This window comes from Sphingomonas sp. AOB5, from assembly GCF_029433115.1.
GTDB lineage: Bacteria > Pseudomonadota > Alphaproteobacteria > Sphingomonadales > Sphingomonadaceae > Sphingomonas.
This window is the reverse complement of the sequence record NZ_JARNTV010000022.1, coordinates 1-17147: the sequence shown is the minus strand read 5'-3', so window position 1 is coordinate 17147 and position 17147 is coordinate 1. Positions and strand designations below refer to the sequence as shown.

The window sequence follows — 17147 nt, the reverse complement described above, 5'->3', positions numbered from 1 at the left end:
TCCGGATGCGCGGCGTCACCAAGGTCTATGGTTCCGGCCCGACCGAGTTCCAGGCGCTCAAGGGCATCGATCTCGATATCCAGGCCGGCGATTTCGTCGCGGTGATGGGGCCATCGGGATCGGGCAAATCGACGACGATGAACATCCTCGGGTGCCTCGACGTGCCTTCGGGCGGCGAGTTCCTGTTCAAGGATGTGCATGTCGAGCGGCTCGACCGCGACCAGCGTGCGCTGCTCCGGCGCAAATATCTCGGCTTCGTGTTTCAGGGCTTCAACCTGCTCTCGCGCACCTCGGCGCTGGAGAATGTCGAGCTGCCGTTGCTCTATCGCGGCGATTCCAAGACGACCCGGCGCGAGACGGCGATGGCCGCGCTCGACAAGGTCGGGCTGAAGGACTGGTGGGACCATACCCCCGCCGAGCTTTCGGGCGGGCAGCAGCAGCGCGTGGCGATCGCCCGCGCCATCGTCACCAGCCCCGACGTGCTGCTGGCCGACGAACCGACCGGCAATCTCGATTCGGAGCGTTCGGTTGAGATCATGGAATTGCTGACCGGCCTCAATCGCGACAGCGGCATCACCGTGCTGATGGTCACGCACGAGCCGGACATGGCGGCGTTCGCGCGCACCATCATCCATTTCAAGGACGGTCTGGTGGAACGGATCGAAGGCAAGCAGGGAGTTCCCGCCTGATGTTCGGCACCACCCTGATCCTCGCGATCCGATCGATCTCGCGGCACAAGCTGCGTTCCTTCCTGACGACGCTCGGCATCATTATTGGCGTCGCCGCGGTGGTGGCGATGGTCACGCTGGGCAAGGCGACCACCAAGGCCGCGCAGGATCAGGTGGCGAGCCTGGGCACCAATATCCTCCAGATCCGTCCGGGTCAGGGCTTCGGCCGTGGCGGCGGCGGCCCCCGCCCGCCCGATTTCGAGGAAGCCGATGTCGAGGCCGTGCGCGAGCAGGTCGAGGGCATCACCGCCGTCGCCCCGCAGGCGTCGACCACCGCGACCGCGATCTACAATGGCGCCAACTGGTCGACCACGATCAACGGCACCACCGCAGCCTTCTTCCAGGTCCAGCCCTGGCCGCTGGTGCAAGGCCGCCTGTGGACCACGGCCGAGGAACAGGCCGGCAAGGGCGTGTGCATCATCGGCAATACCGTGCGCACCAATCTCTATCGCGGCGGCAGCGCGGTCGGCACAAGGCTGCGCGTCAACGGCATTTCGTGCGACGTGATCGGCGTGCTCTCGACCCGAGGTCAGGCCGGGTTCGGCGGCGATCAGGACGATGTGGTGATCATGCCGATCAAGCAGGTCCAGCGCCGCTTCACCGGCAATCGCGATATCCGCCTGATGCTGGTCGGCACCGATCCTTCCTACGATAGCCAGCAGGTCCAGAACTCGATCTCCAGCCTGCTGCGCGAACGGCGCAACATCACCGGCGGCAAGCAGGACGATTTCAACATCTTCGACACCGCGCAGATCAGCGCGACGCTGACCGGCGTAACCACCTTGCTGACCCAGATCGTCACCGCCGTGGCGGGGATCAGCCTCGTCGTGGGCGGCATCGGCATCATGAACATCATGCTGGTGTCGGTCACCGAGCGAACGCGCGAGATCGGCATCCGCCTCGCCATCGGTGCGGTAGCCAGCGAGGTGCTGCTGCAGTTCCTCACCGAAGCCGTGGTGCTGTCATGCCTTGGCGGGCTGATCGGGCTGTTACTGGCTCAGGGCGTCGTCGCAGGCCTTGCGCCGGTGATGCAGGTGCAATGGATGTTCGATCCCCAGATCAACATCATCGCCTTCCTGATCTCGGCGCTGATCGGCATCGTGTTCGGCTATTTCCCCGCCCGCCGCGCGGCGAGCCTCAACCCGATCGACGCGCTTCGGCACGAATAGGGCTGCCGTCGCTCGGCAGCCCATAGGCTTCGCGCAACCGCTGCAGGTCATCCCGAGTATCGATATCGACCAGTTCGGCGGGGCTGGTCACCACATGGTGACCGCCCCGGATCAGATCGCGCGCGCCCTGATCGCCGGTCAGCGCGAGGAGGTCGTCGAACCGGTCGCGGCCGAACAGAGCGGGCGGCATCGGCTGCACGCCGTCGCTGGAAGCGACGACCACGTCCGGCCCGTCGCTGCGATCCAGCATGCGATAGATATGGCCGGCGGTGACGCGTGGCATGTCCGCCAGCGCCACCAGCACCGCCTCCACACCCAGCTCCTTCGCCACGGCAACGCCATGACACAGCGACCGTGCCTGCCCCAGCGAGGGATCGGGATTCTCGACCACGCGATAACCCCGCGCCGCGAAGTCGAGCGCGGTGTCCGACACGACTGCGATCCGCGCCAGAAACGGCACGCCTTCCAGCGCGGTCACCACATGATAGGCCAAGGGCTTGTCGAGAAACGGCTCGGCCAGCTTGTCGCCGTCGCCGAACCGCTGCGAGCGGCCTGCCGCCAGCAGCACCAGCGCGACCCGCTCAGCCGCGATCATGAAAGGTCTTCACCATCGATGCCGCGATCGACAAAGCGATCTCGGCCGGCCCGATCGCGCCCAGCGCCAGCCCCGCCGGTCCCTCGATCCGCACCAGATCCTCGGCCGAAACGCCTGCCGCCGCGAGCCGTTCGAGCCGCGCCGCATGGCTCCGCCGCGATCCCAGTGCCGCGACATAGCCGGCCCCACTCGCGAGCGCGGCGATCAGCGCGGGATCGTCGATCTTGGGATCATGGCTCAACGTCACCACGGCAGTCGCGGGATCGGGCCTTAGCGAAGTAACGGCCTCGTCGGGCCAGCGATCGTCGAGCATCACATGCGGAAACCGCTCGGGCGTCAGAAATCTCCCTCGCGGATCGATGACGACGGTCGAAATGCCCAGTTCGCGCGCCAGCCCCGCCAGCGCCTGCGCGATCTGCACCGCGCCGACGATCAGCAGGCGGCGCGGCGGATCGTAGCGATTGACGAATTCGCCCCCCGCCCCGCTCAGCCCGGTTGCCAGATCAGTGGCCACCTCCAGCGTCTCGCCACGCCCCCGCGCCGCGTCGATCGCATCGAACAGGTCCGGCGCGAACCCGGCATCGGATACCGACTGCACCAGCACCTCGATCCGCCCGCCGCAGGGCAGGCCGACTTCCCATGCCGAAGCGTCCTCGACCCCATAGGCCTTGAGCACCGCCGGCGCGCCCGCGATCACCTCCGCGGCAGTCGCCAGGATATCGCTTTCCACGCATCCGCCCGAAACCGATCCTTCGAACCGCCCATCCTCGTGCACCAGCATATGGCTGCCGCGCGGCCGCGGCGCCGATCCCCAGGTCGAAACCACCGTCGCCAGCGCCAGCCTGCCGCCCTTCCACGCGCGCGCAGCCGTTAAAACGCTGTCATTGTCGGCCAAGTCTCGCTCCTGTCATCCACGCTCGCTAACCGTGCTAGCCAGAGGAGAGCCGAATGGCGAGATCGTTGATTTGGGTGCCGTTATTGCTGCTGGCGCAGGCGTGTACCGGAGTGCAGACACAGACCATGGCGGAACCCGCGAAACAGCCCAGGATCCTGCTGATCGCCCATCGCGGCGCGAGCGGCGAGCGGCCCGAGCACACGCTGCTCTCGTACGAACTTGCCATCAAGCAGGGCGCAGACTTCATCGAGCCCGATCTGGTGCCCACCAAGGACGGCGCGCTGGTCGCCCGGCACGAGAACAACATCACCGACACGACGGATGTCGCCGCGCATCCCGAATTCGCCGATCGCAAGACAACCAAGACGATCGACGGCGTGAAGATGACCGGCTGGTTCACCGAGGATTTCCTCCTTTCCGAACTGAAGACGCTGCGCGCCAAGGAGCGGCTGCCCCAGCTACGCAAGGGCAACACCGCCTATGACGGACAGGCGACGATCCCGACGCTGGAGGAAGTGATTGCCCTCGCCAAGAAGGCAAGCGCCGAGACCGGCCGCACCATCGGCATCTATCCCGAGACCAAGCACCCCACTTACTTTGCGTCGATCGGCCTGCCGCTCGAGCAGCGGCTGGTCGATGCGCTGGAAAAGGCGGGCTGGAACCGCGCCGATGCGCCGGTCTTCATCCAGTCGTTCGAGGTCGAGAACCTCAGGCGGCTTCACACCATGACCCGCGTCCGCCTGATCCAGCTGATGGCCGCGTCGGACGGCCCCGCCGACAATAGCTTCCCCAGCTACAAGGCGATGATCACGCCCGAGGGGCTGCGCGCGGTGGCCGCCTATGCCTATGGGATCGGCCCGGAAAAGGCGATGATCCTGCGCGCGACCGGTCCCGCCACCTCGCTGGTCGCCGATGCGCATGCCGCGGGACTGAAGGTCCATCCCTGGACCTTCCGTGCGGAAAACCTGTTCCTCAACCCTGCCTTCCGCACCGGCACCGACATGGCCGCGCATGGCCGGCTGAGTGCCGAAATCTTGTCTTTTCTTGAACTTGGTGTGGACGGATTCTTCACGGATTACCCGTACATAGGGTTCCAGGCGCGGGAGACGTATCAGTCCGCCGCGCGTTGAGGGGGCTATCATGCGCTTGTTTCTTCTGCCGGCGCTGGCCGGTTCCTCGCTGCTGCTGAGCGGCTGCATCGCCAAGACCGCGCTCGACGTGGTCACGCTTCCGGTGAAGGCCGGCGGCAAGGTGGTCGACATGGCGACCACCAGCCAGTCGGAATCCGACCGCAACTATGGCCGCAAGATGCGCGAAGCCGAGGAACGCGAAGGCCGCGAGCGCCGCGCCCACGAAAAGCGCTGCCAGAGGGACCCGCGCGACTGCGGCCCCTATGAAGGCTTTGTCGCCCACCCCGGCGGAAACCGGCGCGACCGCTAGGCTTTAGTTCCCGCCAGCACGTCCGCAATCGCGAGCAACGTCTCGGGCTTCAGTTGTACACCCATATGGCTGCTGGTGATCTCGATCGCGCGGCAGTTATCGTCGCGGCAGATCATGCCGTTGACCAGCCCATCGCTGCGGCTCCAGATCGCGGTGGTCGGGATCGGCAGCGGCGCCGCAGCTTCGGCGGATCGCGCCTTCACCTGATCGTCGCCGATCTTCTCGCCGGTGATCAGTTCGAACGCTTTCCACACATTCGTCGCGGTCGGCGGCCCGGCATAGGGCGAGCTGACCGTGATCACTTCGCGTACCAGATCGCCGCGGCGATGCGCCACCAGCCGGGCCATGATCCCGCCCAGCGACACGCCGATCAGCGTCACCTTTTCGCCGGTCTCGTCCCGGATCGCCTCGATCCGCGCGATCAGCCGCTCGGCTTCGGGACCCACGGCACGCACGCCAAAATTGCGGCCCAGCTCCCATCCGAACACGCGATAGCCCAGCTTTTCCAGAAAGCCGCGCATCACGAAGTTCGACCGGTCGGAATTGAACAGCCCGGGCAGCAGCAGCACCGGCCGCCCGTCGCCGCGCGGCGCGGCCTTGAGCTGCTCCTGCGCCAGCATCAGCTCGGCGACGTTCCATGCCGCCCGCGCCGGTTCCAGCATCCACGCCAGCGGCGAGGGGGCATGGGTTTCGTCGCGTACCGTTACAGCCATCGCATCACTCCGAAGGGGAAGGGCGTCCAGCTGCCCATCGTCACGCCCGCTGCGCGCAACGCCTGGCCCGTCCAGGCATTGCAGGTGTTGATCGCGCTATACCCGCCCTTCGCCGGGTAAAAGGCATCGTTCGACCCATAGCCACGAACGCTCGGACCCTCGGCAAAGGTTCCGCGGACGAACGCGGCGAGGCGGTGATATTCCTCGGGCCGCAACAGGATCGTGCGCATTTGCGGCATCCGCGGCGGTTCGGCCAGATGGACGACGTGCAGCACGGTGCTGCCCCGCCCGGTCAGCGCGGCCAGGGTCCGCTGCGGATCGATCTTCGACCAGCTCGGCGTGTTGAGATAGAAATCGCGATCGCCCCAGCCCAGCGCGATATGGCTCTGCGCCGCCTGCCGCGGATCGGCGATGTCTTCAGGCTTCACCAGATCGCGCCAGTCCACGCCCTCGGCCACCAGCGGCAGCACCAGATCGGTGTGGATGCCATTGTCGATCACATGGATGCGCACGCCGCTATTGGCCATCACCCAGCCGCGATTGGCGGGGTAGCTCGCCCCCACCGCAACCGCCAGCGCATAGGAGCCGGCAACCAGCATCAGCAGCGCGAACAGCCGGAATGTCCAGCGCCACAGCATCGCGAGTCCGTTTCGCAGCATCGTTCCCCCTGCTATGCCGCCACGATGGCAAAGGATACGCACGTACTGGATCGCCCGCCCGAAGGCGCTTCCCCCGACTGGACGATACCCCAGGACTGGCAGCATTACACCGCCGAAGAACATGCCACCTGGGACACTTTGTTCGCGCGCCAGGCAAAGCTGCTGCCCGGCCGCGCCTCACAGACCTATCTCAGGGGCCTCGACGCGCTGCGCCTGTCCGAATCGGGCATCCCCAATTTCGAGGAATTGTCGGAGCGGCTGATGAAGCTGACCGGCTGGCAGGTGGTGGCGGTGCCCGGGCTGGTGCCCGACGACGTGTTCTTCGATCACATGGCCAATCGCCGCTTCGTCGCAGGCAATTTCATCCGCCGGCCCGATCAGCTCGACTATCTTCAGGAACCCGACGTGTTCCACGACGTGTTCGGTCATGTGCCGATGCTCGCCGATCCGGTGTTCGCCGATTATCTGGTCGCCTATGGCCAGGGTGGGCTGCGCGCGATGGAGCTGGGTGCGCTGGCGAATCTTGCGCGCCTTTACTGGTACACGGTCGAATTCGGCCTGATCGCAGAGCCGGAAGGCCTGCGCATCTATGGCTCGGGGATCGTGTCCAGCTCCGCCGAAAGCCGGTTCGCGCTGGAAAGCGACAGCCCCAACCGCATCGGCTTCGACCTGAAGCGGGTGATGCGCACCGAATACCGGATCGACGATTTCCAGCAGAATTACTTCGTGATCCCGTCGTTCGACGAACTGCTGCGCGTAACGGTGGAGACCGATTTCGCACCACTCTACGCAGAAGTACTGGCGCTGCCCGAGATCCCGGTCGCGGAGATCGTGCCGGGGGATGATGTGATCACCCGGGGCACGCAGGAATATGCGACGAGCAAGGCCTGACCTTACCCTCTCCAGCGAAGACAGGAGAGGGAGAAGAAATCACCAGCTCCCGAATCCCGGCGCTTCACCCACGCCGCTCGGTCCCGGCCGCGTCACGCGCCCGGCGCCATAGCGCGCGCGCTTCACCAGCCGCAGCGTCGGCCATTCGCCATTGTCGATCCGACCGGCCAGCCGCAGCCCCTGCCGTCGATAGGCATGCGCCACCGCGTCCGCCTGTCCCTTGAGCAGGCCCGCCACGATCAGCGTCCCGCCCTCGGCCAGCGCCATGCTGACATGCGGCGCCAGCTCGATCAGCGGTCCGGCCAGGATGTTCGCGACGATCAGGTCATAGGGCGCCCGGCCGATCAGCAGCGGATGCTGCATCCCCGGAGCCGCGGCCAGCGCGAGCTGGTTCACCCCGCCGCCCAGCGCCACGCCGTTGATGCGGGCATTCTCCGCCGTCACCTCGATCGAGCGCGGATCGATGTCCGAAGCCGTCGCATAGGCGCGCGGCCATAAATGCATCGCGGCAAAGGCGAGCAGCCCGGTGCCGGTGCCCAGATCGAGCAGGTTGCGCACCCGCACGCCCGACAGTTTCAGCGCGTCGAGCGTCATCAGGCATCCGCTGGTGGTCTCGTGCGTGCCAGTGCCGAAGGCCAGGCCCGCATCGATCCGGAACGCCTTCGCGCCCGCCGGTACGCGCCCCTTGTTGGTTTCGGTGTGGACATAGAAGCGCCCGGCATGGACCGGCTCGATCCCCGCCTGGCTCATCGTCACCCAATCGGCATCGCGGATCTTCTCGATCACCGGCTTCACGCCGTTGCTGCTGGGCACCAGCGATTGCACTGCCGCGATCATGCCGCTGTTCGGCTTTCCCTCGAAAAATGCTTCGAGCTGCCAGCTGGCATGATCGTCAGGGATCGTCTCGCTGGTCAACAGCACCGGCGAAGGGTCGAGGCCGAGCAGTTCCGCGCCTTCGAAGTCGATCGCCTCGGCTTCGTCGCGGGTGCAGGGGAAGGTGACTTTCCAGCTACCCATTATCTTACGAAGCTCGCGCCGTTCACGTCGAGCACCGCACCGGTCATCGATGCAGGCGCCTCGAGCGCACAGAATTTCGCCATGGTCGCAACCTCCTCGGGATCGGCCACGCGGCCCAGCGGGATATCGGCGAGCAATTTGTCGCCGCCGCGGCTCTCCAGATAATCCTCGGCCATGCCGGTCATGGTGAAGCCCGGGCAGATCGTGAAAGCAAGGATGCCCTGCCCGGCATAGCCGCGCGCGATGCTCTTGGTCATGCCGACCATGCCCGCCTTGGACGCGGCATAATGCCAGTGCGCCGGGCTGTCGCCGCGATAGGCGGCGCGGCTGGCGATGTTGACGATCCGGCCGCCGCGACCCTCGCTTTGCCAGTGGCGGATCGCGAAGCGGCAAAGCTGCGCCGATGCGGTCAGGTTGACCTGCATCGTATGCTCCCACGCCGTGACCCATTCGTCATCGTCGAGGTCGATCGGCGCGGCTTCGAAGATGCCGGCATTGTTGACCAGCACGTCGATCCGCCCGTCGAGCCGGTCGAGCGCAGCCTGCCAGAGCTGCTTGGGTGCAGCATTGTCGGAGAAATCGGCAGGGATACCGACCCTGGTGCTGTGTCCGGCGACGCGCGCACCTGCGGCTTCGAGCGATGCGAGGATCGCGGCACCGATGCCCCGGCTGCTGCCGGTGACGAGGATATGGGGTTGGGACATTCGCAGTCCCCTAACCCCTTCGTCCTCCCGGCGAAAGTTACGCCGCCACGCTGCTCGAGAATTTCTCGGTCGCGTCGTGCAGCTGGTGGAGCTGGTCGTCCACTTCGGTGACGTCGCGCTGCAGCTCGTCGATCTCGCTGGTCACCGACTTGGTATCCTCACGGATCGCGCCGATGGTGGCCGACATGGAGTCTGCGGCCAGCGCCGTTTCGTCCACCGCCGCGGTAATTGCCGTCACCGTCTGCGCCTGGACTTCCATCGCCGAACGGATGCGGTTGGCGCTTTCCTGCACCTCGGTAACGGTCGAGCGGATCGACGCATTGGTTTCCACAGTCGAGCGGGTCGCCGACTGGATCGCCGCGATCTTGGCCGCGATATCGTCGGTCGCCCGCGCCGTCTGGTTGGCCAGCGATTTCACCTCCTGCGCGACGACCGCAAAGCCGCGTCCCGCGTCACCGGCACGCGCCGCTTCGATGGTCGCGTTCAGCGCCAGCAAATTGGTCTGCCCGGCAATGTCGCGGATCAGGCCCAGGATCGATTCGATCGACTTGGCGTGCTCCGAAAGCATTTCCGACATGCCGACCGCCGCGCCCGCCTGGCTCGAGGCCCGGGTCGCGATGTCCGCCGCCGATTCCACTTCGATCCGTGCATCCTCGATCGCGCGGATCAGCCCCGCCGCGGTCGAAGCCGCTTCGCGCATCGCCACTGCCGACTGTTCGGCAGCCGCAGCCACTTCGGAAGTCTTGCCCAGCATGCCGCGGACCGACGTCGATGCGCCCTGTGCCTGCACGCGGATGCGATTGCCCAGATCGGCCGCGCCGCTGATCGTGCCCGCAATCGTCTCGCGGAACCGGCCATAGCGCTCGCGCCGCTCGTCGCTTGCAGCTTCATGTTCCAGCTCGCGGGTGCGCGCGAAGAGGATATCGGCTTCGGCCAGCGCCAGCCGCTGGACCACGTCGCTCAGCCGGTTGGCATGTTCGGCATCCCCGCCGACATAGGTGCTGATCGCGTCGATCGTCGCCTTGTGCGAACAGGAGACCGCGGCCAGCTGCGCCGAAAGCGACACGCCCGCCTGATGCGCCTTTTCGGCATGATCGCAGGCCATCAGCATCCATTCGTCGCCGAACGGCCGGGTGAATTTGGCGCGGGCATAGCGCGCGCCCTTGGCGACCTGCTTGGCCACGCGCTGTTCGCTGAAGCCCGCGCGGATATGCGCGGTGGCGGGATCGTTCAGATACTGGCGCCAGAAAATTCCGGAAATCTCTTCGTAATGCCCCTCCAGCGCGACCGCGACTTCGGCTGCGCCCTCGGCCAGCTTTCCATCCCAATCGTACCGCGCCAGCCTTTCGGACAGCGACTGCTTCACGCTTTGGGTCATTCGAACCCCTCTCCGGTTATGCGGCGACCTTGGCGACGAAATCGCCGGCGCTCGTCTTCAGGCTGCCCAGCTGACCGTCGAGCGCGGCAAAGCCCTGCCCGACCTGGTCGATCTCGGAAGCGACCGTCTCGGTATCTTCGCGGATCGCGCCGATGGTGGCCGACATCGAGTCCGCGGCCAGCGCCGTTTCGTCCACGGCCGCGGTGATCGCAGTCACCGTCTGCGCCTGCACTTCCATCGCGGTGCGGATGCGGTTGGCGCTTTCCTGAACCTCGGTCACGGTCGAACGGATCGACGCATTGGTTTCCACGGTCGACTTCGTCGCCGACTGGATCGCCGCGATCTTGGCAGCGATATCGTCGGTCGCACGCGCGGTCTGGTTGGCAAGGCTCTTCACTTCCTGCGCAACCACCGCGAAGCCGCGGCCCGCATCGCCGGCACGCGCCGCTTCGATCGTCGCATTCAGCGCCAGCAAATTGGTCTGCCCGGCAATGTCGCGGATCAGGCCCAGAATCGATTCGATCGACTTGGCGTGCTCGGAAAGCATTTCCGACATGCCGACCGCCGCCCCCGCCTGGCTCGATGCCCGGGTCGCGATATCGGCTGCGGCTTCCACTTCGGTGCGCGCATCCTCGATCGCACGGATCAGGCCCGCTGCGGTCTGCGCCGCTTCGCGCATCGCCACGGCCGACTGTTCGGCTGCCGCGGCAACTTCCGAAGCCTTGCCCAGCATGCCGCGAGCCGATGCCGAAGTATGCACCGCCTGCACGCGCAGCTGATCGCCTTCGCGCGACGCCCGCTCGACGGTCGCGCCGATCGAGTCACGGAAATCCAGCGCGAGCCGGTCGCGCGCCACCTGCGCGCTATGCTCGCGATACATATTGTAGATCTCGACCGTGATGTCGCCTTCCAGCGCCGAGAGCCGCATCAGCGTGTCGATCAGCGCAGGCAGCCGCGAGTCGTCATTGCCCACCCGGCGCATCAGCACTTCCAGTGCGGCACGGTCGCTGGCGTTGATCATCGACAGCAAGGCCAGCGGCGGCACATCCTCGGCATAGGCCGCGGCGACCGAACGCTCGATCGATTCGATCCAGGCATTGCCCTGGGTGTCGAGGAAGCGGTTGCGCAGGAACACCACGCCCACATCCACCATCTTCTCGGTTTCCTGCGGCGCCCAGTTACGCTCGTCGGCGAAGCAGCGCAGCCATTGCTGCCAATAGGCGTCGCTGACGTGGCGAATCTCGGGTTCCAGCGTGTCCCACACGGCGCGGGCCGACTTGATCAGCGAATTGTCGAAATCGAAGATTCGCAGGCGCGCACGCACGTCGATCCGCGCGGCCATGGTGCCCGGTGCAGGCAGAGTTTCGGTCTTCGAGGCGCTGGTCACGGAATCATTTCCCCATTGCACGCGGCATGAACCGCGGTCGTGCTCCTGAGCTATCCACGAAACTGGTTAAGGCCGGGTTAGTTAACCTATGCGCAAACATGCAGGGACGTTGCGGCTTGCATCGGACGCGCGCCGGACTAATGGAGGCGGCAAGAATTCCACAGGGGAACTGCGCCTTGGCCAATGTCCGCAACGAAGAGCGTCCGCTCTCGCCGCATCTGACCATCTGGAAATGGGGGCCCGGCATGGCGGTCTCGATCGTCCATCGCGTCTGCGGATCGGGCCTCGCCACGGTCGGCACGATCCTGTTCGTGTGGTGGCTGATCGCGATGAGCTATGGCGAACCCGCCTATGCGAAGTTCATCGATCTGTTCACCAAGCAGTCGGGCGATCTCAACATCGTCGGCTATGTGTTCGGCATCGGCCTCACCTTCGTGCTGTTCCAGCACATGGCGAGCGGCATCCGCCATTTCTTCCTCGATGCGGGCGACAATTTCGAACTGAAGGCGAACAAGGCCAGTGCCTATGCCACCTTCGCCGTCTCGGTCATCGCCACGCTGGCATTCTGGTACGTCATTCTGGAGAAGCTCAATGGGTAACGGCACCAGCATCGGCAAGGTGCGCGGACTGGGTTCGGCGCACGCAGGTTCGCATCACTGGTGGCATCAGCGGCTGACCGCCGGCGCCAATCTGGTGCTGCTGCTGTGGCTGATGTTCAGCATCGCCCTGCTCCCGGCGCATGATTATGCAACGCTCACTGCCTGGCTGCGCGAGACCATCGCCGCCGTGCCGATGATCCTGCTGGTCGCGGTCACCGCCTATCATTTCCGCCTCGGGCTTCAGGTGGTGATCGAGGATTATGTCCATAACGAGAATGGCGTGGCGCTGATCGTGCTGGTCAACCTCTTCTCGATCGCGGTGGCGAGCCTCGCCATCTTCTCGATCCTCAAGATCGCCTTCACGCCGGTGGTGCCCGCCTGATGCCGACCGCCTACAAGATCATCGATCACAGCTACGACACGGTCGTGGTCGGTGCAGGCGGCTCGGGCCTGCGCGCCACCATGGGTTCGGCCGAAGCCGGCCTCAAGACCGCCTGCATCACCAAGGTGTTCCCGACGCGCAGCCACACGGTTGCGGCGCAGGGCGGCATCGCGGCGAGCCTCGGCAACAACACGCCCGATCACTGGTCGTGGCACATGTACGACACCGTGAAGGGGTCGGACTGGCTCGGCGATCAGGACGCGATCGAATATATGGTCCGCGAGGCACCTGCCGCGGTCTATGAACTCGAACATGCCGGTGTGCCGTTCAGCCGCAACGACAATGGCACGATCTACCAGCGCCCCTTCGGCGGCCATATGCAGAATATGGGTGCCGGCCCGCCCGTGCAGCGCACCTGCGCCGCGGCCGACCGCACCGGCCATGCCATGCTCCATGCGCTCTATCAGCAGAGCCTGAAGTATGACGCGGACTTCTACATCGAATATTTCGCGCTCGACCTGATCATGGAAGACGGCGCCTGCCGTGGCGTGATCGCACTGTGCATGGAAGACGGATCGATCCATCGCTTCCGTTCGCACGCCGTCGTGCTTGCAACCGGTGGCGGCGGCCGCGTGTACCAGTCGGCCACCTCGGCCCATACCTGCACCGGCGACGGCAACGGCATGGCGCTGCGCGCCGGCCTCGCGCTGCAGGACATGGAGTTCGTCCAGTTCCACCCGACCGGCATCTACGGCGCGGGCGTCCTCATCACCGAGGGTGCGCGCGGTGAAGGCGGTTACCTGACCAACTCCGAAGGCGAGCGCTTCATGGAGCGCTATGCCCCCTCGGCGAAGGACCTCGCCAGCCGTGACGTCGTCGCGCGCTCGATGGCGATGGAAATGCGCGAGGGCCGCGGCGTCGGCAAGGACAAGGATTACATCTACCTCCACCTGAACCATATCGATCCGAAGGTTCTGGCGGAGCGCCTCCCGGGCATCACCGAGACCGGCAAGATCTTCGCGGGCGTCGATCTCACCCGCCAGCCGCTGCCGGTGACCCCGACGGTCCATTACAATATGGGCGGCATTCCCACGAACTATCACGGCGAAGTCGTGCAGCTGCGCGACGGCGATCCCGATGCGGTCGTCCCCGGCCTGTTCGCGGTCGGCGAAGCGGCCTGCGTGTCGGTCCATGGCGCAAACCGCCTCGGCTCCAACTCGCTGATCGATCTGGTGGTGTTCGGCCGCGCGACCGGTCTCCGCCTCAAGGAGATCGTGAAGCCCAATTCGCCGCACGCCCCGCTGCCCGCGGGTTCGGAAACATTCGCACTCGAACGGCTCGACCATTTCCGCAACGCCAAGGGCGGCACGCCCACCGCGCAGATCCGCGCCGACATGCAGAAGACGATGCAGCGCCACTGCGCCGTGTTCCGCGACAGCGCGCTTCTGTCCGAAGGCGTCGCGCACATGGACAAGGTCTATCAGGGCATGCAGGACATCGGCGTGACCGATCGTTCGCTGATCTGGAACACCGATCTGGTCGAGACGCTCGAGCTCGACAATCTGATCGGCCAGGCGCTGGTTACGATCAAGGGCGCCGAGAACCGCAAGGAAAGCCGCGGCGCGCACATGCACGAGGACTATCCGAACCGCGACGACAAGAACTGGATGAAGCACACCACTGCCACCTTCGAAGGCTGGGGCGGCAAGGGCGGTTCGACGGTTCTCGATTTCCGTCCGGTCCACGAATACACGCTGACCGACGACGCGACGTACATCGAGCCGAAGGCACGCGTTTACTAAAGCTCCATTCTCGACTTGAAATGATTCGAGTCCAGCCACGCTCCCGCCCACTATTTCGCAGTGGGGGAGCGGAACATGGCTGAACTTCGGATCTATTTCGTCACCAATCGCAACTATATCCCTGAAAACAAACAGGCGATATTCGGACCGCAATTCAATCCGGATGGCGTTGCGGGCCTGCGATTCGGCCAGGCATTGTTCGATATCGGCGGTCCGGCACCCCGGCTGACCAAAGTCGACGTCTATGACGACCAGCAGATCAGCAAGGACGGCGGCACCGCCAAACCGATCGGCAGCAGCAATTTCCTCGACGATCTGCGCGACGAGATGCTTAAGGGCCGCGACACGCTGATCTATATCCACGGCTTCAACGTCTCGTTCATCGAGGCGCTGAACGCAGGTGCGCGGCTCGGCGTCGGGATCGCGAAGGACACCAATGTCGTCGTCTTCAGCTGGCCATCCGATGGCAAGGCGGTGCCGTACATGTCCTATTACAGCGACCGCGAGGACGCTCGCGCCGGGCGAGCGGCTGTTGTGCGACCACAGCCTGCATCTGCTCGCGCATTCGATGGGCAATTACGTGCTGCGTCAGGGCGTGCAGGCGATCCGCGCCAAGGAACCGACCAAGCTGGTGCGCATGTTCGATCAGGTCATCCTGGCCGCCGCCGACGAGGATGACGACACGTTCGAGCATGAGGACAAGCTGCGCGTCCTGCCCACGCTCGCCCGCCGCATCACCGTCTATTATAACCGCAGCGACCGCGCGCTGCTGATCTCCGACACGACCAAGGCCAATCCGGACCGGCTGGGATCGGAAGGGCCGCGCATGCTCGACCTGCTGCCCAAGAAGGTGATCATCGTCGATTGCAGCCGCATCGCACAGGATGCCGACCCGCTCTCGCGCCACTCCTATTATATCAACAACGCACAGGCGACGGCGGACATCGTCAGCGTGCTGGCCAATATCGAGGATTCCGAGATCGACGGCCGGACGACGATCCGCCCCGAGCGGGTCTACCGGCTCGACGGCAGTGCGTCGGGATAGGATCGGGTGTATCAGACCATCGCGGCTGCCGGGAACCGCAAGGCCCGGGGACCGCAAGGCGGGGAGTGGCGATGTTCGGTTTCTGGATGATCCTGCTCTGCGGCACCGTGATCGGCGCCGTGTTTGCCGGCATATTGATCAGGCTGCGCGTTTCGCCCGGCCATGCCTGCATCCTGTCGCCTGCCCTCACCGTCTTCGCGCTATGCGTTGTGCTGCTTGGTCAGTTCACGATGTTCGAGCTTGGGCCCTTCGTCTTCATCCCGCTCTTCCTCGCCTATTGGCTGGCGATGGCTGCTGCGGCCGCGATCGCCTGGCTGAGCCTTCGCCGCGAATCCGAGGAATGGTAGCCTCTCCACCCGCATCTTGAAGTCGCGCCGCTCCTGACCGGTCCCGCAATCGGACCCCTCGGCCCTCCTCCCCGCTTGACTTCGCCGCCTGCGACACGAGATTGGCGGCGTTAACCAATTTCGGGGGCAGTATATGCGTTTGGCCGGTTTCGCGCGGTTGTTCGGGGTCCTGGCCGCAACGCTGCTGGCCCCCGCGGCAATCGCACAGACCTATACCCCGCCCCAGCATGACCGCGATGGCTGGCCCGGCATCGTCAGCGGCAATTCGCAGAGCCAGCGCACCGCCAGCCTCGATCGCGGCCCCGAACTGCAACGCGGCCGCCCTGCACGCTGGTCGCTTGCCGAGCATCGCCGCCTCACCCGTGCGCTCGCCGCGATCCAGCCGCAGCGCAAGGGCGTGGTCGATGTCTATGTCATCGCCATCGCGCTCGACAGCGATCCGGTGTTCGGCCGCGAAACGCGCGAGGCGGGCAAGGTCCTGTCGCGCCGCTATGGCGCCACCGGCCGCACCATCGTGCTGGCCGGCTCCACCGGCGCGGCGCCCAGCGAGCTTCCGCTGGGCAGCATGGAATCGCTCAACCTCGCATTGGCCCGCGTCGCCGAGGTGATGGACCCGAAAGAGGATGTGCTCGTCCTCTATTCGACCAGCCATGGCGCGCAGATCGGCATCGCCTATCATGACGGCGACGAAGGCTTCGGCCTGCTCACACCCAAGCGCTTCGCCGAGGTGCTGGACGAACTGGGCATCAAGCGCCGCGTGCTGATCCTGTCGGCCTGCTATTCGGGCATCTTCGTACCGGCGCTCGCCAGCCCCGACACCGCACTGTTCACCGCCGCGTCGGACAGCCGTCCGTCGTTCGGCTGCATGGCCGAGAATGACTGGACCTTCTTCGGCGACGCGATGATCAATCATGGCCTGCGCAAGCCCCAGCCGCTGCGCGCTGCGGCGGACGAAGCGCACGGGCTGATCACCGATTGGGAATCGGGTGCCGGGCTCCAACCGAGCAACCCGCAGATCAGCTATGGCGCAAATGTCGACAGCTGGCTCAAGCCGCTCGAGACGCGCATGCCCAAGGTCGCGACCCAGCCCGTCGGCAAGCCTGCCGTCGAAGCGCTGAAGCGGTAACGGGATCGGAGTCGTGTCTTCGCCGCCGGAAACCCTGCTGGCGAAGCTGATTCCGGGTGATCTGGAGAATCAGATCCCCGCCGCGGTGCAGAAGGTGCTGCCCGGCGGATTCAAGAACCGGCTGATCCAGGCGGGCCTCGGCGTGTTGCTCGCCTTCGGCCTGTCGTTCGTGGTCAAGCGCATGCTGGAATGGCGCGAAGGCAAGGCGGCGCTCGCCCGCCCCGCCCCGCGTCCAGCCATTGCGCCGCCGCCCGCACCCGCGCCACTGGC

The 17147-nt window shown here is 65.6% G+C and carries 21 protein-coding genes; 13 read left to right on the top strand and 8 right to left on the bottom strand.

All coding sequences use genetic code 11. The features are described from left to right. Nucleotides 1-5: 5 nt before the first annotated feature. Both P1X14_RS11355 and P1X14_RS11350 read left to right on the top strand, forming a co-directional pair. Nucleotides 6-689 (top strand): ABC transporter ATP-binding protein, encoded by a 684-nt coding sequence (locus tag P1X14_RS11355; RefSeq protein ID WP_277315523.1) that lies wholly within the window; start codon nt 6-8, stop codon nt 687-689. Further along, on the top strand, nt 689-1897 hold the full coding sequence (locus P1X14_RS11350; RefSeq protein WP_277315479.1) for an ABC transporter permease: 1209 nt from the start codon (nt 689-691) through the stop codon (nt 1895-1897). Before P1X14_RS11355 ends, P1X14_RS11350 begins: the two co-directional genes overlap by 1 nt. On the opposite strand, the gene P1X14_RS11345 is transcribed toward P1X14_RS11350, so the two are convergent. Together P1X14_RS11345 and P1X14_RS11340 are read right to left on the bottom strand one after the other, a co-directional pair. Beyond that, entirely contained in the window at nt 1866-2492 is a 627-nt protein-coding gene (locus P1X14_RS11345; protein ID WP_277315478.1) for a nucleotidyltransferase family protein, read from the bottom strand. The two genes, P1X14_RS11350 and P1X14_RS11345, sit on opposite strands and share 32 nt — an antisense overlap. Continuing rightward, nucleotides 2479-3387: an XdhC family protein gene (locus tag P1X14_RS11340; protein WP_277315477.1), complete on the bottom strand. Its 909-nt coding sequence runs from the start codon at nt 3385-3387 to the stop codon at nt 2479-2481. The genes P1X14_RS11345 and P1X14_RS11340 overlap by 14 nt, the downstream gene beginning before the upstream one ends. Before the next feature lie 125 nt (nt 3388-3512). Between P1X14_RS11340 and P1X14_RS11335 the strand changes: the two genes are divergently transcribed. Together P1X14_RS11335 and P1X14_RS11330 are read left to right on the top strand one after the other, a co-directional pair. Then, nucleotides 3513-4517 (top strand): glycerophosphodiester phosphodiesterase, encoded by a 1005-nt coding sequence (locus tag P1X14_RS11335; protein ID WP_277315522.1) that lies wholly within the window; start codon nt 3513-3515, stop codon nt 4515-4517. A 10-nt stretch (nt 4518-4527) separates the two neighbouring features. Then, nucleotides 4528-4827: a hypothetical protein gene (locus P1X14_RS11330; RefSeq protein WP_277315476.1), complete on the top strand. Its 300-nt coding sequence runs from the start codon at nt 4528-4530 to the stop codon at nt 4825-4827. Here P1X14_RS11330 and P1X14_RS11325 read toward each other — a convergent pair. Together P1X14_RS11325 and P1X14_RS11320 are read right to left on the bottom strand one after the other, a co-directional pair. Beyond that, the gene (locus P1X14_RS11325) at nt 4824-5540 is read right to left on the bottom strand and encodes an alpha/beta fold hydrolase (RefSeq protein WP_277315475.1); all 717 of its coding nucleotides are present in this window, start codon (nt 5538-5540) and stop codon (nt 4824-4826) included. The genes P1X14_RS11330 and P1X14_RS11325 overlap by 4 nt on opposite strands. Next, the gene (locus P1X14_RS11320; RefSeq protein WP_277315474.1) at nt 5531-6199 is read right to left on the bottom strand and encodes a TIGR02117 family protein; all 669 of its coding nucleotides are present in this window, start codon (nt 6197-6199) and stop codon (nt 5531-5533) included. Before P1X14_RS11320 ends, P1X14_RS11325 begins: the two co-directional genes overlap by 10 nt. 24 nt (nt 6200-6223) lie before the next feature. Between P1X14_RS11320 and phhA the strand changes: the two genes are divergently transcribed. Continuing rightward, nucleotides 6224-7090: a phenylalanine 4-monooxygenase gene (gene phhA / locus P1X14_RS11315; protein ID WP_277315473.1), complete on the top strand. Its 867-nt coding sequence runs from the start codon at nt 6224-6226 to the stop codon at nt 7088-7090. 39 nt (nt 7091-7129) lie between these two features. Here phhA and P1X14_RS11310 read toward each other — a convergent pair whose 3' ends face one another. Genes P1X14_RS11310 through P1X14_RS11295 form a run of 4 tightly spaced genes read right to left on the bottom strand, consistent with a single transcriptional unit; the run spans nt 7130 to nt 11531 of the window. After that, nucleotides 7130-8107, bottom strand: coding sequence for a 50S ribosomal protein L11 methyltransferase (locus P1X14_RS11310; RefSeq protein ID WP_277315472.1), 978 nt, complete (start codon nt 8105-8107; stop codon nt 7130-7132). Then, on the bottom strand, nt 8107-8811 hold the full coding sequence (locus P1X14_RS11305; protein ID WP_277315471.1) for an SDR family oxidoreductase: 705 nt from the start codon (nt 8809-8811) through the stop codon (nt 8107-8109). Before P1X14_RS11305 ends, P1X14_RS11310 begins: the two co-directional genes overlap by 1 nt. A 37-nt stretch (nt 8812-8848) precedes the next feature. Next, a complete protein-coding gene (locus tag P1X14_RS11300; protein ID WP_277315470.1) occupies nt 8849-10189 on the bottom strand; it encodes a methyl-accepting chemotaxis protein in 1341 nt (446 codons plus the stop codon). 16 nt (nt 10190-10205) lie between these two features. After that, the gene (locus tag P1X14_RS11295) at nt 10206-11531 is read right to left on the bottom strand and encodes a methyl-accepting chemotaxis protein (protein WP_277315521.1); all 1326 of its coding nucleotides are present in this window, start codon (nt 11529-11531) and stop codon (nt 10206-10208) included. 221 nt (nt 11532-11752) lie between these two features. On the opposite strand from P1X14_RS11295, the gene sdhC reads away from it, so the two are divergent. The 8 genes from sdhC to P1X14_RS11255 form a co-directional block, all read left to right on the top strand. After that, complete coding sequence (sdhC, locus tag P1X14_RS11290; RefSeq protein ID WP_277315469.1) at nt 11753-12175, top strand: succinate dehydrogenase, cytochrome b556 subunit; 423 nt, start codon at nt 11753-11755, stop codon at nt 12173-12175. Next, nucleotides 12168-12557: a succinate dehydrogenase, hydrophobic membrane anchor protein gene (gene sdhD / locus P1X14_RS11285; protein ID WP_277315468.1), complete on the top strand. Its 390-nt coding sequence runs from the start codon at nt 12168-12170 to the stop codon at nt 12555-12557. Before sdhC ends, sdhD begins: the two co-directional genes overlap by 8 nt. Then, nucleotides 12557-14359, top strand: coding sequence for a succinate dehydrogenase flavoprotein subunit (gene sdhA / locus P1X14_RS11280; RefSeq protein WP_277315467.1), 1803 nt, complete (start codon nt 12557-12559; stop codon nt 14357-14359). The genes sdhD and sdhA overlap by 1 nt, the downstream gene beginning before the upstream one ends. A gap of 60 nt (nt 14360-14419) precedes the next feature. Next, nucleotides 14420-15037: an alpha/beta hydrolase gene (locus tag P1X14_RS11275; protein ID WP_277315466.1), complete on the top strand. Its 618-nt coding sequence runs from the start codon at nt 14420-14422 to the stop codon at nt 15035-15037. After that, nucleotides 14928-15404: an alpha/beta hydrolase gene (locus P1X14_RS11270; protein ID WP_277315465.1), complete on the top strand. Its 477-nt coding sequence runs from the start codon at nt 14928-14930 to the stop codon at nt 15402-15404. Before P1X14_RS11275 ends, P1X14_RS11270 begins: the two co-directional genes overlap by 110 nt. Before the next feature lie 71 nt (nt 15405-15475). Next, the gene (locus P1X14_RS11265) at nt 15476-15751 is read left to right on the top strand and encodes a hypothetical protein (protein WP_277315464.1); all 276 of its coding nucleotides are present in this window, start codon (nt 15476-15478) and stop codon (nt 15749-15751) included. A gap of 133 nt (nt 15752-15884) precedes the next feature. Continuing rightward, the gene (locus P1X14_RS11260; protein WP_277315463.1) at nt 15885-16877 is read left to right on the top strand and encodes a C13 family peptidase; all 993 of its coding nucleotides are present in this window, start codon (nt 15885-15887) and stop codon (nt 16875-16877) included. 13 nt (nt 16878-16890) lie between these two features. Further along, nucleotides 16891-17147: hypothetical protein (locus P1X14_RS11255; RefSeq protein ID WP_277315462.1), on the top strand; the 257-nt coding region annotated here is incomplete at its 3' end.